This is a genomic window from Chitinolyticbacter meiyuanensis, from assembly GCF_008033135.1.
Taxonomy (GTDB): domain Bacteria; phylum Pseudomonadota; class Gammaproteobacteria; order Burkholderiales; family Chitinibacteraceae; genus Chitinolyticbacter; species Chitinolyticbacter meiyuanensis.
Genome location: NZ_CP041335.1, coordinates 3,843,087 through 3,863,774, shown reverse-complemented (window position 1 = coordinate 3,863,774; position 20,688 = coordinate 3,843,087). Strand labels below are relative to the sequence as shown.

At 63.3% G+C, this 20,688-nt stretch carries 11 protein-coding genes; 9 read left to right on the top strand and 2 right to left on the bottom strand.

The window, feature by feature from the left end; all coding sequences use genetic code 11:
* Positions 1-7: 7 nt before the first annotated feature.
* Positions 8-850 carry a PhzF family phenazine biosynthesis protein gene (locus tag FLM21_RS18385; protein ID WP_187359985.1) on the bottom strand — a complete coding sequence of 281 codons (843 nt, stop codon included), beginning with the start codon at positions 848-850 and terminating at the stop codon, positions 8-10.
* A gap of 99 nt (positions 851-949) precedes the next feature.
* Here FLM21_RS18385 and ppc point away from each other — a divergent pair, with 99 nt between their 5' ends.
* The 3 genes from ppc (at position 950) to FLM21_RS18370 (ending at position 6,912) form a co-directional block, all read left to right on the top strand.
* Positions 950-3,706 carry a phosphoenolpyruvate carboxylase gene (gene ppc / locus FLM21_RS18380; RefSeq protein WP_148716961.1) on the top strand — a complete coding sequence of 919 codons (2,757 nt, stop codon included), beginning with the start codon at positions 950-952 and terminating at the stop codon, positions 3,704-3,706.
* 97 nt (positions 3,707-3,803) lie between these two features.
* Positions 3,804-4,271, top strand: coding sequence for a hypothetical protein (locus FLM21_RS18375; protein ID WP_148716960.1), 468 nt, complete (start codon positions 3,804-3,806; stop codon positions 4,269-4,271).
* A gap of 664 nt (positions 4,272-4,935) precedes the next feature.
* Entirely contained in the window at positions 4,936-6,912 is a 1,977-nt protein-coding gene (locus tag FLM21_RS18370) for a glycosyl hydrolase family 18 protein (RefSeq protein ID WP_148716959.1), read from the top strand.
* A 386-nt stretch (positions 6,913-7,298) separates the two neighbouring features.
* Here the strand turns inward: FLM21_RS18370 and FLM21_RS18365 are convergent, their stop codons facing one another.
* Positions 7,299-7,778, bottom strand: a complete 480-nt coding sequence (locus FLM21_RS18365) for a hypothetical protein (RefSeq protein WP_148716958.1) — start codon at positions 7,776-7,778, stop codon at positions 7,299-7,301.
* Between FLM21_RS18365 and FLM21_RS18360 the strand changes: the two genes are divergently transcribed.
* The 6 genes from FLM21_RS18360 to FLM21_RS18330 all read left to right on the top strand — a co-directional run bounded on the left by FLM21_RS18360 (position 7,761) and on the right by FLM21_RS18330 (position 20,650).
* Complete coding sequence (locus FLM21_RS18360) at positions 7,761-9,644, top strand: glycosyl hydrolase family 18 protein (protein WP_148716957.1); 1,884 nt, start codon at positions 7,761-7,763, stop codon at positions 9,642-9,644. The two genes, FLM21_RS18365 and FLM21_RS18360, sit on opposite strands and share 18 nt — an antisense overlap.
* Positions 9,645-9,821: 177 nt before the next feature.
* Positions 9,822-12,329: a glycosyl hydrolase family 18 protein gene (locus tag FLM21_RS18355; protein WP_148716956.1), complete on the top strand. Its 2,508-nt coding sequence runs from the start codon at positions 9,822-9,824 to the stop codon at positions 12,327-12,329.
* A 95-nt stretch (positions 12,330-12,424) separates the two neighbouring features.
* Positions 12,425-14,074 (top strand): chitinase, encoded by a 1,650-nt coding sequence (locus tag FLM21_RS18350; RefSeq protein ID WP_148716955.1) that lies wholly within the window; start codon positions 12,425-12,427, stop codon positions 14,072-14,074.
* Between the two features lie 118 nt (positions 14,075-14,192).
* Positions 14,193-16,577: a carbohydrate-binding protein gene (locus FLM21_RS21610; RefSeq protein WP_308418774.1), complete on the top strand. Its 2,385-nt coding sequence runs from the start codon at positions 14,193-14,195 to the stop codon at positions 16,575-16,577.
* Between the two features lie 652 nt (positions 16,578-17,229).
* A complete protein-coding gene (locus FLM21_RS18335) occupies positions 17,230-18,741 on the top strand; it encodes a carbohydrate-binding protein (RefSeq protein ID WP_148716954.1) in 1,512 nt (503 codons plus the stop codon).
* Between the two features lie 298 nt (positions 18,742-19,039).
* The gene (locus FLM21_RS18330) at positions 19,040-20,650 is read left to right on the top strand and encodes a chitinase (protein WP_148716953.1); all 1,611 of its coding nucleotides are present in this window, start codon (positions 19,040-19,042) and stop codon (positions 20,648-20,650) included.
* Positions 20,651-20,688 lie beyond the last annotated feature (38 nt).

Below are 20,688 nucleotides of genomic sequence, written 5' to 3'. Positions count from 1 at the left end.
TTGGAACCTACCACTCGATCTCCCCACCGCCGATCCGCCAGACCTTGCCGCCGACCTGCACTCGGCGGGCGTCGTCGATGCGCAGGTGGACGACCGACAGCCGGGTCACCAGCCGGTGGATGGTGTGGCCCTGCTCCAATTTCAGCGTTACCGGCGGGCGGTTGCCGCGGCTCAGCAGCCAGGCGCCGATGGCGGCGGCGGCGCTGCCTGAGCCGAATTCCTCGTATAGATTGAACTGATCCGAGCTGAACACGCGTAGCGTGGCGAGCTCGCCGTCGCGGCACCAGATTGCCGCCACCGGTACCTGGCCGGCCACCTGCGCTTGGTTGGCCAGGGCGCGCGCATCGGGCGTGGCTTGCAGCACCGCCTGGCGGCTGCGTGCTTCCAACAGCAGGATGTCGAGCCCGGCGTCGACGAAGCACGGCTCGCTGGCGAGATCGGATTCGGCCAAGCCCAGGCTCGCAGCCAGTTCGCCGCGTGGCGCAGCAGCAGGCCGGACTGCGCCGGCGTGCGCGTCCAGCCACCACTGATCGTCTGCGTTCCAGGCACGTGCTTCGCCATGCGGGGCATAGAAGGCCTGGGTACCGGCTTCGCCGCTCAGTCCGGCGCAGGTCGCGGCGGCGGCCAGGACCGCCTGGGCAGAGTAGGGCTGCTCATACTGCGGCGTGTAGATGCGCAGCCGCCGGCGCTTGGGATCGAGGAAGACCGTACGCGGTACGTGGAACTGATGGGCCAATGCCTGCATGGTGCGCGGATCGGGGAAGTCGGGTGTTTCGCAGACCACCACGGCGCTGCCGCTGCCGCGCCGCTCGCCGAAGACATTGAATTGATGGAAGCGGTAGCGGGTCACGATGGTCGCCCCGAGGTGCAATCGATGCGACCGAGCGGCGGCTTTGTTGCTACAATGCCGGGCATTTTTCTAAAAATTTCCCGCAGATTCGTCATCGCCATGCCCGTACTAGAACCGATTGCTGAGAAAGACCTGCCGCTCACGCGCGACCTCGATCTGTTGGCCAAGGTACTGGCCGACACCATCCGTGAACAGACTGGTGCGGCGACCGCAGAGCGTATCGACGCGATCCGCGAACTGGCATTCCGCTACGTGCAGGGCGACGATCCGGAGGCCGGCCGTGCGCTGGCACGCTCGCTGTCGTCGCTGGATCTGGACAGCACCGTGGCCCTGGTCCGCGCCTTCAGCTACTTCTCGCATCTGTCGAATATAGCGGAAGACCTGCACCACAACCGCCGCCGCCGTGCCCACCGCATGCAGGGCTCGGCACCGCAGCGCGGCAGCATCTCCGCCGCCATCGAGGCGCTGGTGGAGCGTAATGTGAAGCCGCAGGACATCCTCGGGCTACTGGGTGAAACCCTGATCGCGCCGGTGCTGACCGCGCATCCGACCGAGGTCAAGCGCAAGACCATTCTCGACTGCCACCGCGCGGTGGCCGAGCTGTTGTCCGAGCGTGATCGCTATGCGATGACGCCAGAAGAGGAAGAGCGCAACCAGGCCGCGCTGGAGCGCGTGCTGCTGACGCTGTGGCAGACCCGCGAGATCCGCACCTTCAAGCTGACGGTGCAGGACGAGATCGAGAACGGCTCGACTTATTTCCGCAATACCTTCCTGCATGAAGTGCCGCGGCTCTATCTGGATCTGGAAGACCGGCTGGCCGAGCTGACTGGCGAAGCGGTGACGCTGCCCAACTTCATCCATATCGGCAGCTGGATCGGCGGTGACCGCGACGGCAATCCGTTTGTTACCGGCGAGGTGCTGCGCTACGCGGTATCGCGCCAGTCGGGCATCGCGCTCGATCATTACTACCAGCAGCTGACCAAGCTCGAAAACGAGCTGTCGATGTCGGTGCGCCTGGTGCAGGTCGATCAGAAGCTGCAGGATCTGGCCGCCCAGGCCGATCATGAGGGCAACCGCAAGGGCGAAGAGCCGTACCGCCTGGCCGTGTCCTACATCCGCGCCCGCGTGTTTGCTACCGCTACCCAGATCGGCACCTTCCACCATGCGCTGCACGACGTGGCACGCGCGCCGGTGTACCAGAACGCCAGTGATCTCGAGACCGATCTCGATACCGTATACAACTCGTTGCGCTCGCACGGTGCCACCAAGCTGGCCGGCGGCCGCCTGCGCCGCCTGCTGCGTTGCGTGTCGGTGTTCGGCTTCCATCTGGCGCCGATCGACATGCGCCAGAACTCGGGCATCCACGACCGGGTGATGGCCGAGCTGTTCGACAAGGCTGGCCTCGAGGATTACCTGGCGCTCGATGAGCACAGCCGCCGCAAGGTGCTGCTGCGCGAGCTGGCCAGCCCGCGCCCGCTGATCTGCCCGTATGTCGACTACACCGCGGAAACGCAGAAGGAAATCGACATCCTGCATGCCGCCGAAGCGATGCAGTCCAAGTACGGCGAGGCTGTGCTGCCGAACTACATCATCTCCAACTGCGAATCGGTGTCCGACATCCTGGAAGTCGCGGTACTGATGAACGAGGTTGGCATCGTCCAGCTGGCGCCGACCGTCCGTTGCAAGATCAATATCATCCCGCTGTTCGAGATGATCGGCGACCTGCGCGGCTGCAACCAGATCATGGCCGAGCTGTTCGCCATTCCGCAGTGGCGCCAGCTGCTCGGTGCCCGTGACCTGGTGCAGGAAGTGATGCTGGGCTACTCGGATTCCAACAAGGACGGCGGCTATCTCACGTCCAACTGGGAGCTGTACAAGGCTGAGCTGAACCTGGTGAAGGTGTTCGAGGATGCCGGCTTCAAGATGCGGCTGTTCCATGGCCGCGGCGGCACCGTCGGCCGCGGTGGTGGTCCGGCCTACGACGCGGTACGCGCCCAGCCGCCGGGTTCGGTCAATGGCCAGATCCGCATCACCGAGCAGGGTGAGGTGATCGCCGCCAAGTATGCCGACCGCGAAGTCGGTCGCCGCAACCTGGAAATCCTGATTGCCGCTACGCTGGAAGCGAGCTACGACACCTGGCCGGAGAACTTCGATCCGGAGGAGCGTCGCCGCCTGATGGAAGGGCTGAGCCTGCGCGCCTACCAGGCCTATCGCGACCTCGTATTTGCCACGCCGGATTTCATCACTTATTTCCGCGAAGCAACGCTGATCAACGAGATCCCCAATCTCAACATCGGTTCGCGCCCCGCCGCCCGCCGCAACACCAATTCGATCGCCGATCTGCGTGCGATCCCGTGGGTGTTCTCGTGGAGCCAGTGCCGCCTGATGCTGCCGGGCTGGTACGGTTTCGGCACCGCCATCGCCGAATATCTGAAGGACAAGGGCGAAGAGGGCGTGGAAGTGCTGCGCGAGCTCTATCAGAGCTGGCCATTCTTCCAGGTCACCATCTCCAATATGGAAATGGTGCTGGCCAAATCGGACATCAACATCGCCGCCCGCTACGCCGAGCTGGTGAACGACCAGGACATCGCACGGCGCATCTTTGGCCGAATCAAGGACGAATGGCAGCGTTCGGTCGACGCGGTACGCGCAATCACCGGCCACGACGAACTGCTGGGTGACAACCCGATGCTGGCGCGCAGCCTGGACAACCGCCTGCCGTATCTTGATCCGCTCAACCATCTGCAGGTGGAGCTGCTCAAACGCCTGCGCGGTGGTGACGAAAGCGAAGAACTGCGCCACGCAGTGCACCTCACCATCAACGGCATTGCCGCTGGCTTGCGCAACAGCGGTTGAGCTGCCGGTTTCCGTGGTTCGCAAAAGGCCCGCCTGCATGGTGGGCCTTTTGCTTTGGGCCGTAGGCGCGGGCGCAGCTGCAACGTATCATCGGCGGATGCCTCGTCTGATTGCCTTCATCAGCCTGCTCGCGCTGCCGCTTGCCGTGCCCGCCAAGGGCGTGCCCGCGCATTTTGGCGACCAGATGGAGGCAGCGCTCACCTGCCGCTCGGAGTTCTCGCCGCTCTACTGGCAGGATTACTTCAAGCAACACCTCGGCACGCCGCTGCGAACCTGGGGCGAGGCTGAATGGTTCGACTCGCAAGGGGCGCAGCTCGGGGGCAACAGCAGCAAGGAAGTGTTCGTCAACGTGGCCAGTAGCGGTGCGCTGATGGTGGGCGCCCTGTTCACCAGCAAGGTCGACGTGGTGAAGCGCAATATCGAGCAGCGGCTTTCCATCACGTTCGAGCCGGTGCCCGGCCCCTATCCGCGCTACCTCACCCGGTTCGGCAGTGTCCTCGTCGGCCTCTCCAATGACCACACCAAGTGGTATTGCGCCCGTTGGCATCTGGGCAATCGCCCCTGAACTGCCCGTCAGTACCCGTTGCCTACCTTGTTGCCGTGCATGGGTGCTGCTGTTGTGTGCCCGCTAATACCAGTGAGCACTGCTTTTTTGTCAGCTCAGAGCTGAACGCTCGCTGCATATTCTCCACCGCTCCAAGAATTACTGATTTCTAATGCAGTTTTGCTGCGTTGGGTTTGTGTAAGTAAATTTGGCTAAGACCAATTTGCGGACATACCACTTACACTGCAGTTCGTCGGCGACAGGCGGAAAATTCACGTAGTGCACTACGAAGAAACTACATATTTCGGCGCTGATTTTCTACATCAGACGTTGATAATGTTGCGGTGCAAAATGGTGCGTTTTTCGCAATTTTCCTAGGTTCTTGCCGGTGCTGGGCTGGGCATATTGCGGTGCGGCATGCATGTTGTCGGTGCAGTGCGTAGTCTTTCTTTCTTGTAAGCAAAAAGGATAAAAGGCCGCCTGTTGCGATGGGCGGCGTCAGGGTTGACACCAGTTGGGGCATGGGCGGTAATGCAAGCGTGTCGACGCCGAGTGGCCGCCCAGCCAGTTCGGTACCCGCCCAGATGACAGTTGAGCCTTTCTATATGCTGACGTATCTGCGTTAGGGTAAAGACCAGTGGATGCGCGTGAATAACGCCAAATAAAAGAGGATGGAGACCCTTAGATGTCGCAAATCAATCGCTTCGCAATTGCTGCACTCCCGGCTGCGCTGATCGCAGCTCATGCTTTCGCAGCGTACCCGGTATGGCAGGAAGGCAATACCTATGCCGCCGGTACCTTCGTGAGCTACAACGGCAAGGACTACCAGGCTCAGGTCACGCACACCGCTTATGTAGGCGCGAACTGGAATCCGGCCGCCACCCCGACGCTGTGGAAGGAAGTTGGCACTTCGACCAACCCGACCCCGACGCCGGTTGCTGCCACCCCGACACCGGTTTCGGCTACCCCCACCCCGGTCGTCGCCACCCCGACACCGAAGCCCGCAACCCCGACGCCTGCTACTGCCACGCCGACCCCGGCTGGCCAATATCCGGCTTGGAGCGCCAGCGGTGTTTACACCCAAGGCAACCGCGTTGTTTATCAAGGCGTGGTGTACGAAGCCCAGTGGTGGACCCAGGGTGACAATCCGGCCCAGAGCGGCTCGTGGGGTGTATGGCGCGTAGTCGGCGGCAACCCGGTTACCGCTACTCCGACGCCGGTCGCTGCAACGCCGACCCCGGTTGTCGCAACGCCGACCCCGGTCGTGGCTACCCCGACGCCGAAGCCCGCCACACCGACCCCGGTTGTTGCTACTCCGACGCCGGTCGCTGCAACGCCGACCCCGGTTGGTCCGACCCCGACCCCGGTTACCCCGAGCGCAGGCACCAAGCAAGTCGGTTCGTACTTCGCCCAGTGGGGTGTGTATGGCCGTGACTACCAAGTGGCCGACATCATCACCAGCGGCTCGGCTCCCAAGCTGACCTTCATCAACTACGCCTTCGGTAACGTCTACCAGAAGAACGGCGGCTACGAGTGCGACATCCTGACCCGTACCGAAGCCGGCAATGGCGATGGCGGCGATGCATGGGCCGACTTCGGCATGACGCCGAAGCGCCGTGTCGACCCGGCTGATACCATCAAGTGGGACGACAAGCTGGCCGGTAACTTCCGCGAATTCAAGGCGCTGAAGGCCAAGCACCCGAACATCAAGATGTTCATCTCGCTGGGCGGCTGGACTTGGTCCAAGTGGTTCTCCAACGCGGCCAAGACCGACGCACTGCGCAAGCAACTGGTGAAGAGCTGCATCGACATTTACATCAAGGGCAACCTGCCGGTGGTCGATGGTCGCGGTGGCGCAGGTGCTGCAGCCGGCGTGTTCGACGGTATCGACATCGACTGGGAATTCCCGGGCGTGCAGGGCTTCGGCTACAACACCGTGGACGCAGCGGATGGCAAGAACTACGAACTGCTGCTGGCCGAGTTCCGCAAGCAGCTGGACGAGCTGGGTGCCACCACTGGCAAGCACTATCCGCTGACCATCGCCATCGGTATGGGCAAGGACAAGATCGATCAGATCAATGCCGGCGCCCTGGCTGCGAAGCTGGATTGGATCAACATGATGACGTACGACTACAACGGTGGCTGGAGCCTTGAGCAGACCAACTTCCAGTCGCACCTGTATCGTGATCCGGCGTCGCCGAACGACGCGTGCAGCGGTACCGGTACTTGCTACAACGGCCGCAGCCTGGTGTCGTACTACAACACGGACGATGGCGTTGCTCAACTGCTGGCGCAAGGCGCACCGGCGAACAAGCTGGTACTGGGTCTGCCGTTCTACGGTCGTGGCTGGACTGGCGTGCCGAACGTCAACAACGGTCTGTACCAGAAGCCGACTGGCGCCGCTCGCGGCACCTACGAGGCTGGCATCGAGGACTACAAGGTGCTGAAGAACGCAGCCGGTACCGTGTACGTCCACCCGGTGACCAAGCAGTCCTACAAGTATGACGGCACCAACTGGTGGTCGTATGACACCCCGGCCGTGATCCAGACCAAGGTGGATTACGCCAAGGCCAAGGGTCTGGGTGGTGTGTTCAGCTGGGAACTGGATGGTGATACCACCAACGGTGAACTGATGAACGTCATGGGCAACATGAACAAGTAATACCAAGCAACAATAACAGCAGTACTTGATTAACCCTCCCGCTCGCGGGGGGGTTTTTTATTGCCGTTCGTTTTGTACTTGAACAATGGTTTAGGCTGTTTTGCGGGCAAATGAGGTGCAATGCATCGTCGTTGAAATGGCGAGGCGATTGGCGTAATCACTGCATTTGTCCGTGTTTTTCGACCGCTTGGGTCGGGCGCTATGCTGGCCGGATGGGGGTGCGACGAAAGGTCGTTTTTGCGTGATTGGCGGGGGAACGAATAAGGAAACGATTGTTGATTTTGCCTTCCCGAAGTTTGATGATTCCCTTAATCCTGCAAAAAGCAGACCGCACTGTTTGAGCAGATTTTGCAGCGGGATGAGATGGAAATGATTAAATAATAAAATTATTTAAGTTGTTGATTTGTAAATAATTTATTGATTGTCGTTTTCATGTTGATGTGCTGTTCGTATTGAGTCAATTTGGTCAGGTTAATTGATGTTTTGTTGGCGGAATATCGCTGGGTGTGAAAATAGAAATGATAAAAATATCGGGTCTGGGGCGCTTTGTTGTGGTGCAGCAGGATTCGGTGGCGGCGGGAAAAAGAAAAATCAGGGATTCCCGCCGAAAATGTTGCGATGCAATATAAGTTTGGGGCATTGAAAGTGCGTCCCGTCGCAAAGGTTTTTGCCGTAACGCGGAGAGAGTGTGGCGCGGCAATCTGGAAGTCGGTGCCTGTGGGCGCCGTATCACGGCAAGCCAGTCGATTGGCCTGCATGAACGCCCCCGTGCGGTGCGCGGGGTAGACCAGAACTGCGGTCCAGCGCCCAACGGCGCGTGCGATCGCGTAGAGGAAGGATGAAGACCTATGTTTAGCAAGGCTCACGGGCAAGTTCGCAATGCCCTGCTGGCGTCGCTGATGGCACTGGCCGTCAACGCCTACGCCGCTGAATGGGCGGAAGGCAACACCTACACCGCCGGTACCGTCGTGCAATACCAAGGCAAGAACTACCAGGCCCTGGTCACCCATACCGCCTATGCCGGCACCAACTGGAACCCGGCGTCGACCCCGACGCTGTGGAAGGAAGCCGGTGGTTCGGTGACACCGTCGCCGGCTACGCCGACCCCTGTGACGCCTGCACCGGTCACCCCGGTTCCTGTCACCCCAGCCCCCGTGACGCCGGTACCGGTCACTCCGGCTCCGACCGCCTGCTATCCGACCTGGACCAGCGGCGGCGTGTACACCGGTGGCCAACGCGTCACCTACAACAACGTGAACTACGAAGCCAAGTGGTGGACCCAGGGCGACAACCCGGCCCAATCCGGCGAGTGGGGCGTGTGGAAGAACCTCGGTAACTGCGTGGGCGGCCCGACCCCCGTGCCGGTGACCCCGGTGCCTGTGACGCCGGTTCCGGTCACTCCGGTGCCCGTGACCCCGGTACCGGTTACCCCTGTGCCTGTGACTCCCGGTCCGGTGACCCCGGTTCCGGCAGGTGCCCGTCAAGCCGGTGCCTACTTCGCCCAGTGGGGCGTGTACGGCCGTGGCTACGAAGTGGCCGACATCGCCAGCTCCGGCGCCGCTGCCAAGCTGACCTTCATCAACTACGCCTTCGGTAACCTCTACCAGAAGAACGGCGGCTACGAGTGCGCGACCGGCATCGACAAGCTGGAAGCAGGTGCAACCAACCCGAGCGCACCGGATGCCGGTACCGGTGGCGACGCCTGGGCCGACTACGGTCGTACTCCGACTCGCCTGGTCGATCCGAGCAAGCCGTACACCTGGGATTCACCGATCGCCGGTAACTTCGGTGAATTGAAGGCGCTGAAGGCCAAGTACCCTCAGCTCAAGGTGTTCATCTCGCTGGGCGGCTGGACCTGGTCCAAGTGGTTCTCGGCTGCGGCCAAGACCGATGCGCTGCGCAAGCAACTGGTGAGCTCGTGCATCGACAACTTCATCAAGGGCAACATCGCCAGCTACAGCGGTCGTGGCGGTCCTGGCACTGCAGCCGGGGTGTTCGACGGTATCGATATCGACTGGGAATTCCCGGCCGTGATCGGCCAGCCGTACAACACCGTGGCGCCGGAAGACAAGCAGAACTTCACGCTGTTGCTGGCTGAGTTCCGCAAGCAGCTCGACGCACTGGGTGGCAGCCACAAGTACCTGACCGTGGCGATCGGCGCAGGCAAGGACAAGATCGATCAGACCGAGCCGGCCAAGTACAGCCAGTACCTCGACTGGATCAACGTGATGACCTACGACTATCACGGTGGCTGGGACGCACAAGGCCCGACCAACTTCCAGTCGCACCTGTACCCGGATCCGGCTGATCCGACCGTTGGCGTGGCACGCACCTACAACACCGACGACGCGATCAACGCGCTGCTCGCCGCAGGTGCCCCGGCCAACAAGCTGATCGTCGGTATCCCGTACTACGGTCGTGGCTGGACTGGCGTGGCCAACGTCAACAACGGTCTGTACCAGTCGGCTACCGGCCCGGCTCGCGGCACCTACGAAGCAGGTATCGAGGACTACAAGGTGCTGAAGAATGCAGCCGGCACCGTGCATGTCCACCCGGTGACCAAGCAGTCGTACAAGTTCGATGGCTCGAACTGGTGGTCGTACGACACCCCGGCCGTGATCCAGACCAAGATCGACTACGTGAAGGCCCGTGGTCTGGGTGGTCTGTTCAGCTGGTCGCTCGACGGCGATCTGAACGGCGAACTGACCGGTGTGATGTCCGGCGTACGCTAAGCAGTACCCAAGCCCCTTCCCGCCCGGGAAGGGGCTTTTTCAATCCAGGCGTCGGTACAGGCGCCGGTTACCAAAGTTGCCCGCCATCCAGGGCGACGGCCAGGGCCGGCCGAGTGTGGGGCCGCGGCCGGCGTACACCGGGTGCGTAGGTGCGACTCAACCTCGATGGAGTGAGCAATGGAAATGAAGCACCGAACCAGCCGTGCGTTGGCCATGGGCCTCGTCGTGCTGTTGGCCAGCGTGGGGCTGTATGCCGCACCGTGGGCCGAAGGCAGTACCTATGCCGCGGGTACGGTAGTCGAGTACAACGGCAAGAGCTATCAGGCGTTGGTGACGCACACCGCCTACGCCGGCGCGGGCTGGAACCCTGCCGCCACCCCGACGCTGTGGAAGGAAGTAAGCGCACCGACCCCGACGCCGGCCACGCCCAGCCCGACCCCGGTAACACCGACGCCTAAACCCGTGACCCCCACGCCGGTTTCGCCGACCCCGACCAACCCGACGCCGGTGGTCAGCCCCACCCCCGTGACCCCGACGCCCACCTTGGTGCCGTCGCCTGTCACGCCGACCCCGGTCACCGGCAGCTGCCCGGTCTGGGCGGCCGGCCTTTCCGTGGCCGCTGGCAAGTCGGTGCTGTACCTGGGCAAGAGCTACAAGGCCCTCGTCACCCATACCGCGCAGACCGGCTGGGAGCCGGCCAGCGTACCGTCGCTGTGGCAGCCCGACACCGCCTGCGGCGGCAGCTCGCCCACTCCGATCCCCGGCGGTCCGACCCCGGCGCCGCTACCGACCACGCCGTTCTGCGCGCCGGAATGGGTAGCGACCAAGATTTACCCGAAGGGCAAGGTTGTCGGCTACAAGGGCGCTGCGTATGAGGCGCTGGTCGACACCTATGCCATCCCGCCGGACAGCACCGTCTACACCAACCAGTGGAGGCTGGTGGGCGTGCCCAACGGTGATCTGTGCCCGGTGACCGTGCCGAACAACATCAACTACGGTGTCGCCCAGCCGGTCGGCGGCAATGCCAAGGCCGGCAACGTGCGCGCCTCGGCTGCAATCTCGGCTGCGCGCATCTCGAACTCCGCATCGACTGCACCGTCCGGTACCCGTGGCGGCATCAACCCGGCCACCGATCCGGGCGGCAACCATCCCGGCTTTGACGCCGATACCGGCGGCCGTGTCGCCAAGCTGCCGCCCGGCACGCTGGCGATGCAGCACAACGCCTACACCCAGGAAGTCGGCACCGAAACCGTGGCCTACCTCGGCGACTGGGCGATCTATGGCCGTCGCTACGACTTCTCCAAGCTGCCGGTGAAGAACCTCAACCGTCTGGTCTATGGCTTTGCCGGCATCTGCTTCCCGGCCGCCAAGAACACCCAGGACCCGGGCTTCCCGACCACCGCGCCGGCTGCCGTCAACCGCACCTGCGGCCTGGGCACCACCAAGCTGCCGGATGGCGCGATGGCGATGGCCGATTACGAAGCCGCGTTCCTGCGCAACCAGCCGGGCGGCCAGACCGCCAAGATCTCGGGCATCGAGGGCATGTACGAGATCGGCAAGGATGACGTCGGTGGCGTGTTCGGCGTGCTGTACAACCTCAGGAAGGCCAATCCGCACCTGAAGCTGGATTTGTCGGTCGGCGGCTGGACGCTGTCCGAGGGCTTCCCGTGGATGGCCTCGGATCCGACGCGTCGCAAGGTGTTCGTCGATTCCATCGTCGCCTTCCTCGAGCGCTATGACTTCGACGGCATCGACATCGACTGGGAATACCCGGCCAGCGACGGTGCAGTTCCCGGCATGGCCCGCCCGGATGATCCGCAGACCTACCTGCAGCTGGTGAAGGACCTGCGCGCCGCGATGGATTGGCTCGGCAAGAAGACCGGCAAGACCTATCGCCTGTCCTCGGCCATTCCGGCAACCCAGGGCAAGCTCGACAAGATCGACTGGGTGGAAGTCAGCAAGTACCTCGATCGTCTCTACGTGATGACCTATGACCTGACCGGGGCATGGGAGCGCAACATCAGCCATCACACCCCGCTCTACAACAACCCGAACGCCGACGGTTCGTCCACCGGTACTTCGGCCAGCTGGGCGATCGAGTACCTGAACAGCAAGTATGGCGTGCCGTTCAACAAGATGATGATCGGCGTGGCCAACTACCATCGTGCCAAGGCCATCCTGCCGGGCGACATCACCGAGTACACCAACGGCCTGAAGGGGAATTCCACCTTCGGTGACCCGAACTGGACCGGTGCCGCCTTCATCACCGGCATCGCCGGCGTAGGTTCGTGGGAAGCCGGCGTGGTCGAAGGCTATGACCTTTACCAGAACTATCTGGACAAGGACATCAAGCCGCGCAATGGCTACCACCTGTATACCGACGTGTTGTCCAACGCCGATTTCCTGGTGAACCCGATCGGTACTGCTGGCTGGTCGTACATCTCGATCGAAACGCCGCGCACCGCCGGCCTCAAGGCGCAGTACGCCAAGGACAAGAAGCTCGCGGGCGTGTTCTTCTGGCAGGTGGAGCAGGACAACGGCTACAACACCAACGCCGTGAACCACGTGCTGGGGAATAGCCTAGTGAGCGATGTGGCCGATGGCAAGCCGCGTGACCAGATCGCCACGTGCGGCGAGAACGTGACGGTGGCCCAGTGCCAGGACCTGATCAAGAGCATCAAGTAATGATGTAAGTGCCCAAGCCCCGTCCAGTCGGACGGGGCACGGGTTTTTGTAGTGCAACAAGAAGGAGATGGAGAGTGCTTTTCACGAACAAACTGATGACTCGCCTGATCGCGGCAGCCGTGCTGGCCGGTGGCGTGATGGCCGCCCATGCCGCACCGGCATGGCAGGAAGGCAACACCTATGCCGCCGGTACCGTGGTGACCTACAACGGTCGCGACTACCAGTCGCTGGTGACGCATACCGCCTACGTCGGCGCCAACTGGAACCCGGCTGGCACCCCCACGCTGTGGAAGGACCTGGGCGCGACCACCGGTGGCACGCCGACCCCGTCGCCGGCCACCCCGACGCCGACCCCGATCGGTGCGACCCCCACCCCGGTGGTGGCCACGCCGACGCCGGCCGTTGCCACACCGACCCCGGCACCGACCACCTGCTACACCGCGTGGGGTAGCAGCACTGTCTACACCGGTGGCCAGCGTGTCACCTACAACGGCGTGAACTATGAAGCCAAGTGGTGGACGCAGGGCGACAACCCGGCGCAATCGGGTGACTGGGGTGTATGGAAGAACATCGGCAACTGTGGTGGTGGCTCGCCCACCCCGACACCGACGCCGAAGCCGGCCACCCCGACGCCGACCCCGGTAGGCCCGACGGCCACCCCGACCCCGGTCGGTCCGACCCCGTCGCCGACCCCAGTGGGCCCGACGCCGACGCCGGGTAGCGATGGTCTGCCCAAGCGCGTGCTGGTTGGCTATATGCACACCAGCTTTGCCAACGGCTCGGGTTACATCCGTATGAACGACATTTCGGATGCCTGGGACATCATCAACCTGTCGTTTGCCGAGCCGACTTCGGCCACGTCCGGCCAAGTTGCCTTCAAGCTGTGCCCGGCCACCGAATGCCCGAACGTGGAATCGGAAGCCGAGTTCATGGCGGCAATCAAGGCCAAGCAGGCCAAGGGCAAGAAGGTACTGATCTCGATCGGCGGCGCCAACGGCCAAGTGCGTCTGGAAAGCCCATCTGCCGCGACCGCCTTCGTCAATTCGGTGTCGAGCATCATCGACAAGTACGGTTTGGACGGTCTGGATGTCGACTTCGAAGGCCACTCGCTCGAGCTCAACGCCAATGACAACGATGTCGCCAACCCGACTTCGCCGGTGATCGTCAACCTGATCAGCGCGCTGAAGCAGCTCAAGGCCAAGTACGGCAGCAAGTTCGTGCTGACCATGGCCCCCGAGACCTTCTTCGTGCAGCTGGGCTACAGCTTCTACGGCGGCAACTGCCTTGGTTGCGATCGTCGCGCCGGTGCCTACCTGCCGGTGATCTACGCGATGCGCAACGATCTGACGCTGCTCCACGTGCAGGACTACAACTCGGGCCCGATCACCGGTCTCGACGGCCAGTACCACACCATGGGCAACGCCGATTTCCACGTGGCGATGACCGACATGTTGCTGAAGGGCTTCAAGGTTGCAGGCACCAACTTCCAGTTCCCGGCGCTGCGCCAGGAGCAGGTGGCGTTCGGTCTGCCGGCCAACGGCAATGCCGGCGGTGGCTTCACCAGTGTTGCGGAAGTGCACAAGGCGCTCGATTGCCTGATCAAGGGTACCAACTGCGGCAGCTACAAGCCGTCGGCTTCGTACCCGAACATGCGCGGCCTGATGACGTGGTCGATCAACTGGGACAAGTTCAACAACTTTGAATTCTCGACCCAGCATCGTGCGTACTTCAACGCGCTGCAGTAAGCCATAGAGCAGGGGCAGTACCCGGCCCGGCCTTGAGCCGGGCCGCAATTAAAAATAAAGCAAGAAGAAGCGGGCTCCCGGCAACGGGAGCCCCATCCCACAGAAGATGGAGACTGAAATGACACAACCAAGCAAGCGCCCGATGCGCATGCTGGCGGGGTTGTTGTTGGCCGCCACCATGCTCGCCGCCCATGCCGCCCCCGCGTGGCAGGAAGGCAATACCTATACCGCAGGCACCGTGGTGACCTACAACGGCCGCGACTATCAGGCGACGGTGACACACACCGCCTATGTCGGTGCCAACTGGAACCCGGCGAGCACGCCGACGCTATGGCAGGACCTCGGCCCCAACAACGCGACGCCGACGCCCTATGTGACGGTCACGCCGATCACGCCGCCGCCGACGCCGTGCCCCACCTGCAACGACACGCCCCGTCCATCGCTGACGCCGGTCACGCCGGTCGTCACGCCGCCGATTACCCCGGTGACCCCGGTCACTGGCGGCTGCAAGGCCGCCTGGGTCAGTGGCAATGTCTACACCGGTGGCAACCAGGTCAGCTACGCTGGCGTGAACTACGAAGCCAAGTGGTGGACCCAGGGCGACAACCCGTCCCAGTCTGGCGACTGGGGCGTGTGGAAGTCGCTGGGCAACTGCGGCGGCGTATCGCCGACGCCAACGGCAACGCCTACTCCGACGTCCACTCCCACGCCTACCGGCGTGACCCAGATTCCGCAGCAGCTGCCCGCGGGTACGCCGGTCAGCATGACCACGACCTTCAGCGAAACAACTGCGCGCACGGTCTCGGTGAGCTGGCGAGTCGATGCGAGCGCGCTTGGCTTTACCCCGGCACGTTGGTACGTGCTCGCCGGCTATACCAACAGCCATCCGGCACTGGAAAGCACGTCGATCTACGTTGCCGATGACTTCGTCAACAACCGTGCTGCCTATGGCGGTTTCGGTGCGATCAACAACCTGCAGAACGGCACCTATTCCTACTACGTGAAGGTCTGCTCGGCCGACTTCTCCAAGTGCGGCAACGGTCCGGTGCAGAACGTGACGGTCACCGGTACGGTCACGCCGACACCGACGGTGAGCCCGACGCCGACCACCACACCGTGCCCGATTCCTACTGGCATTCCCGGTGCTACCGCCGAGCGCATTGGTGATTGCAAGTGGCGCTGGAATCCGGTTGGCCGGAACGTCGAGTTCGAGCAGGCCCAAGTGGCCATCGACGGCGTCATGGCAGAAGGTGTTGGCCGCTTTGTCACCAACTGGCGCTTGAACGGCGCAACCTTCGCCGGTGGCAGCAGCAATGTGCCGAGCACATGGCGGTTGTTCTTCAACGACGGTTATGCACTTGGCGACGCGATCACGGCCGATGGCGCGTCCTATGTCAGCAGCAAGGTCACTGGCAACTGGGCGCCCAGCTTCGTGATCCAGGTCTGCGCTGCGGGCTATAGCAATTGCGTAGTGAGCTCGCCGATCACCCCGGTGACATTGCCAGTAACGCCGACCCCCACGCCCACTCCGGTCACCGGTGATGGTCTGCCGAAGCACGCACTGATTGGCTACTGGCACAACTTCACCAACCCGTCGGGCCCGACCATCCGCATCCGCGACGTGTCGGACGACTGGGACGTGATCATGCTGTCGTTCGGTGAAGACGGTGGCAACGGTGCAGTGACCTTCACGCTGGACCCGAACGGCGGCACCGAGGCCGAGTTCATCGCCGACATCGCCGCCAAGCGCGCCAAGGGCAAGAAGGTCGTGCTGTCGCTGGGTGGCCAGGAAGGCCGGATGACGCTGAACACCCGCGAGAACGTGACCAACTTCGTCAACAGCCTGCACGGCATCATCAACAAGTACGGCCTGGATGGCATCGACCTCGACCTGGAAAGCGGCGCAGGCGTGGTGCTCGGCACCCCGATCATCAACAACCTGATCACCGCGATGAAGGAACTGAAGGCCAAGGTCGGCCCGACGTTCTACCTGTCGATGGCACCGGAACACCCGTACGTGCAGGGTGGCTACGTCGCCTACTCGGGCATCTGGGGCGCCTACCTGCCGATCATCGACGGTCTGCGTGACGACCTGAACATGATCCACGTGCAGTACTACAACAACGGCGGCCTCTACAGCCCGTACGCCAACGGCGCACTGAACGAAGGCACCGTGGATGCGCTGGTGGGTGGTTCGCTGATGCTGATCGAAGGCTTCAAGACGGTGGGCGGCACGGGCTGGGAGTTCAAGGGCCTGCGTCCGGATCAGGTGGCATTCGGCGTACCGAGCGGCTCGCGGTCGGCCAACACCGGCTTCGTGACCTCGGCGACGGTGTCGAGCGCGCTGAACTGCCTGACCAAGTTGCAGAACTGCGGCACGGTGAAGCCGAAGCAGGCGTACCCGACATACCGTGGTGTGATGACGTGGTCGATCAACTGGGATCGCACGGACGGCTTTAACTTCTCGAAGCCGACCAAGGCTGCGCTGAACGCGTTGCCGTAATGAAGTGAGCAGTACCCAGGCCCGGCGGTTGCCGGGCCTGACCCACCCGGCACAGATCGGGTCAGGTTAGATGCGGCACCTGGCAAACCGGGGCCGCCCCCGCCAGGGGTAAAGCATGGAGAGTGATCGATGATGACGCATACCCAGGCGATGGCGCCGGTGCACGCTGCCGGCTCGTTTCCGGCAACCGTGCCGCCATTCAGCCGCGCCGTGCCGACTGTGCGCCGGCCCGCATCTTGCGGGCAGCTTCGCCACACGGCACCCGTCGCTGCTTCATCCCCGTTTCGTGCAAGCGCCGCTGCGCGCGAGGCGTATCGGCACGACTCCCCAATCTGGGGCAGCCCGCATTGCATGAGCCCAAATCTGGGCTTGCCGACGCGATGAACAAGCGTAATCGCACGGTGGTTTTCCGCTGCATGGCCGCTGGCAACGATGCCGTTCCAGCTGGCGTGGCGGCCCGTGCCTGCTGGCTTGTCCGGCGGCTCCCCAAGAACGCAATCGACAAAGTAGCCGGGCATCGTTCCGGCGCTCCCGAGCAATCGGGCTGTGGCATGAATCCTGCATTGGATCGGCCATGGCGCGACCGCATCCTGGTGCCGAGCGTTGCCTCGGCCGGGATTTCGTCTGAGACCATGAGATGGAGGAAGAAGCAATGCAACACCAACCCACGCGCCTGATGCGCCTGCTGGCCGCCGTTGTATTCGCCAGCGGCGTGATGGCTGCTCATGCCGCGCCGGCATGGCAGGAAGGCACCACCTACACCGCGGGTACCGTGGTGAGCTACAACGGCCACGATTACCAGGCCCTGGTCACCCATACCGCCTACGTCGGCACCAACTGGAACCCGGCAGCGACCCCGACGCTGTGGAAGGATCTGGGCACCACCACCGGCACCAATCCGACCCCGACTCCGGTGCCGGCCACCCCGACGCCGACGCCTGTCGTGGCCACGCCCACCCCGGTGGGCGCCACCCCGACACCGGTCGTGGCCACGCCGACCCCGGCACCGACCACCTGCTACGCCGCCTGGGCTGCAGGCAATGTCTACACCGGCGGCCAGCGCGTCACCCACAACGGGGTGAACTACGAGGCCAAGTGGTGGACGCAGGGCGACAACCCGGCGCAATCGGGTGACTGGGGCGTCTGGAAGAATGTCGGCAACTGTGGCGGCGGCACGCCGACCCCGGTGACGCCGAGCCCGGTCAGCCCGACTCCGACGCCGGTGAGCCCGACCCCGGTCACGCCGGTGACGCCGACGCCGTCCGGCGCATACCGCTTCGCGCCGTACATCGATGTCAGCGGCGCAATGGACCTGTCTGCCTGGGCGCAAGCCACCGGTGGCCGTTATGTCACGCTGGCGTTCTACAACTCGGCTGGCGGGTGCAACGGTGGCTGGCCGGCCGGCGAAGGCACGGTGCTGAGCCAGGCCAACGCACTGAAGAACTTCGGCGGCAACGTGATCGTCGCTTCGGGTGGCTGGAACGCCAGCGATATCGTGCGCAGCTGCGCCGACCCGGCGGCGATTGCCACCGTGTACGAGAACGTGCTGGAACGCTTCGGCACCAACCGCCTCGACCTTGATCCGGAAAACGCCCCGGGCAATAACAACCTGGAAGTCGCCCTGGTCGATCGCCGCAATGCCGCGATCAAGATCCTGCAGGATCGCTTCAAGGCCAAGGGCAAGAACGCCGTGATCTCCTACACGCTGGCGGTCAACCCCAATGGTGGCTTCAACGCCGAAAACCTCTACGTGCTGCAATCGGCCAAGGCGGCCGGCGTGGAAGTGGGCATCGTCAATCCGATGATCATGGATTACTACGATGGCGTTTCCGGCAACCAGATGGGCGCACGCTCGATCCAGGCGCTGCAAGGGGTACATGCCCAGATCAAGGCACTGTGGCCTGGCAAGACCGATGCCCAGTACTGGGGCATGATGAGCGCCACCGCGATGATCGGTCAGAACGACACCCCGGCCGAGGTGTTCACGCTGGCCGATGCGCGTCAGGTACGTGACTTCGGCAAGCAGCAGGGCATGGCGATGATGGCGTTCTGGTCGCTGGGCCGTGACAACGGCAACTGCGCCGGCAACTCCACCGCCAACTGGCAGTGCAGCGGCATCGCACAAGCCCAGTGGGACTTCAGCAAGATCTTCAACGCATTCTGATGAGTCGCGACGGGCGCCGCGCTGAGCGGCGCTCGTCGGTGCGTTGAAAGCAGTGGCCTTACATGCCGACCTGCACGGACCTGGTCCAGCGCAATCCGGGCCAGGTTTTCTCTGGTGAGCGGCTGCTTTTTCCGGATGATCGGAGGGGGCACAAACCGCATTGTTTTTTCTTATACACAATCGTTTTGTAGTCGATTGACAGAGCTTACAAGCCGGCGTAAACAGGCACTACACAGATGCGTCGAAGCTGGCGTGTCTTCAGTTCATAACAGTCCAAATCATGGATGGAGGATGTGCAATGAAAGTACGTTTCACGCCCCGCGTGAGCCGGCTCTTGGCCGCGCTCGTCGTCAGCTGCGGTATCTTCGCTGCCCACGCCGCTCCGGCCTGGCAGGAAGGCACCACCTACACTGCTGGCACTGTGGTGACTTATAACGGCAAGGACTACCAAGCCCTCGTCACCCACACCGCCTACGTCGGCACCAACTGGAACCCGGCTTCGACCCCGACGCTGTGGAAGGAAACCGGCACCAGCTCGGCCACGCCGACCCCGTCGCCTGCCACCCCGACACCGCGCCCGGCCACGCCGACCCCCGTTGTCGCCACGCCGACCCCGGTGGTCAGCACCCCGACGCCGGCCCCGACCAGCTGCTACGCCACCTGGTCGAGCACCGCGGTCTATACCGGTGGCCAGCGCGTCACCTACAACGGCGTGAACTACGAGGCGCGCTGGTGGAGCCAGAACAACACCCCGAACCCGACCGACGAGTGGGGCGTGTGGAAGAACCTCGGCAACTGCGGTAGCGGCACCCCGGCTACGCCGACGCCGAAGCCGGCCACCCCGACGCCGACGCCGGTTGTCAGCACCCCGACTCCGGTGACCCCGACCGTGACGCCGTCGCCGGTTACCCCGACGCCGGTCACGCCGACCCCGATCCCTGGTGCCGACGGTCTGCCGAAGCACGCACTGATTGGCTACTGGCACAACTTCACCAACCCGTCGGGCCCGACCATCCGCATCCGCGACGTGTCGGACGACTGGGACGTGATCATGCTGTCGTTCGGTGAAGACGGTGGCAACGGTGCAGTGACCTTCACGCTGGACCCGAACGGCGGCACCGAGGCCGAGTTCATCGCCGACATCGCCGCCAAGCGCGCCAAGGGCAAGAAGGTCGTGCTGTCGCTGGGTGGCCAGGAAGGCCGGATGACGCTGAACACCCGCGAGAACGTGACCAACTTCGTCAACAGCCTGCACGGCATCATCAACAAGTACGGCCTGGATGGCATCGACCTCGACCTGGAAAGCGGCGCAGGCGTGGTGCTCGGCACCCCGATCATCAACAACCTGATCACCGCGATGAAGGAACTGAAGGCCAAGGTCGGCCCGACGTTCTACCTGTCGATGGCACCGGAACACCCGTACGTGCAGGGTGGCTACGTCGCCTACTCGGGCATCTGGGGCGCCTACCTGCCGATCATCGACGGTCTGCGTGACGACCTGAACATGATCCACGTGCAGTACTACAACAACGGCGGCCTCTACAGCCCGTACGCCAACGGCGCACTGAACGAAGGCACCGTGGATGCGCTGGTGGGTGGTTCGCTGATGCTGATCGAAGGCTTCAAGACGGTGGGCGGCACGGGCTGGGAGTTCAAGGGCCTGCGTCCGGATCAGGTGGCATTCGGCGTACCGAGCGGCTCGCGGTCGGCCAACACCGGCTTCGTGACCTCGGCGACGGTGTCGAGCGCGCTGAACTGCCTGACCAAGTTGCAGAACTGCGGCACGGTGAAGCCGAAGCAGGCGTACCCGACATACCGTGGTGTGATGACGTGGTCGATCAACTGGGATCGCACGGACGGCTTTAACTTCTCGAAGCCGACCAAGGCTGCGCTGAACGCGTTGCCGTAAGTCCAGGCGTTGCAGTAGCGACGAAACCGGCACGGGTC

Coding starts and splice junctions, on each gene's coding strand:
- FLM21_RS18355 (WP_148716956.1), top strand. CDS start 9,822: ATGGAAATGAAGCACCGAACCAGCCGTGCGTTGGCCATGGGCCTCGTC.
- FLM21_RS18360 (WP_148716957.1), top strand. CDS start 7,761: ATGTTTAGCAAGGCTCACGGGCAAGTTCGCAATGCCCTGCTGGCGTCG.
- FLM21_RS18375 (WP_148716960.1), top strand. CDS start 3,804: ATGCCTCGTCTGATTGCCTTCATCAGCCTGCTCGCGCTGCCGCTTGCC.
- ppc (WP_148716961.1), top strand. CDS start 950: ATGCCCGTACTAGAACCGATTGCTGAGAAAGACCTGCCGCTCACGCGC.
- FLM21_RS18350 (WP_148716955.1), top strand. CDS start 12,425: ATGACTCGCCTGATCGCGGCAGCCGTGCTGGCCGGTGGCGTGATGGCC.
- FLM21_RS21610 (WP_308418774.1), top strand. CDS start 14,193: ATGACACAACCAAGCAAGCGCCCGATGCGCATGCTGGCGGGGTTGTTG.
- FLM21_RS18370 (WP_148716959.1), top strand. CDS start 4,936: ATGTCGCAAATCAATCGCTTCGCAATTGCTGCACTCCCGGCTGCGCTG.
- FLM21_RS18335 (WP_148716954.1), top strand. CDS start 17,230: ATGCAACACCAACCCACGCGCCTGATGCGCCTGCTGGCCGCCGTTGTA.
- FLM21_RS18330 (WP_148716953.1), top strand. CDS start 19,040: ATGAAAGTACGTTTCACGCCCCGCGTGAGCCGGCTCTTGGCCGCGCTC.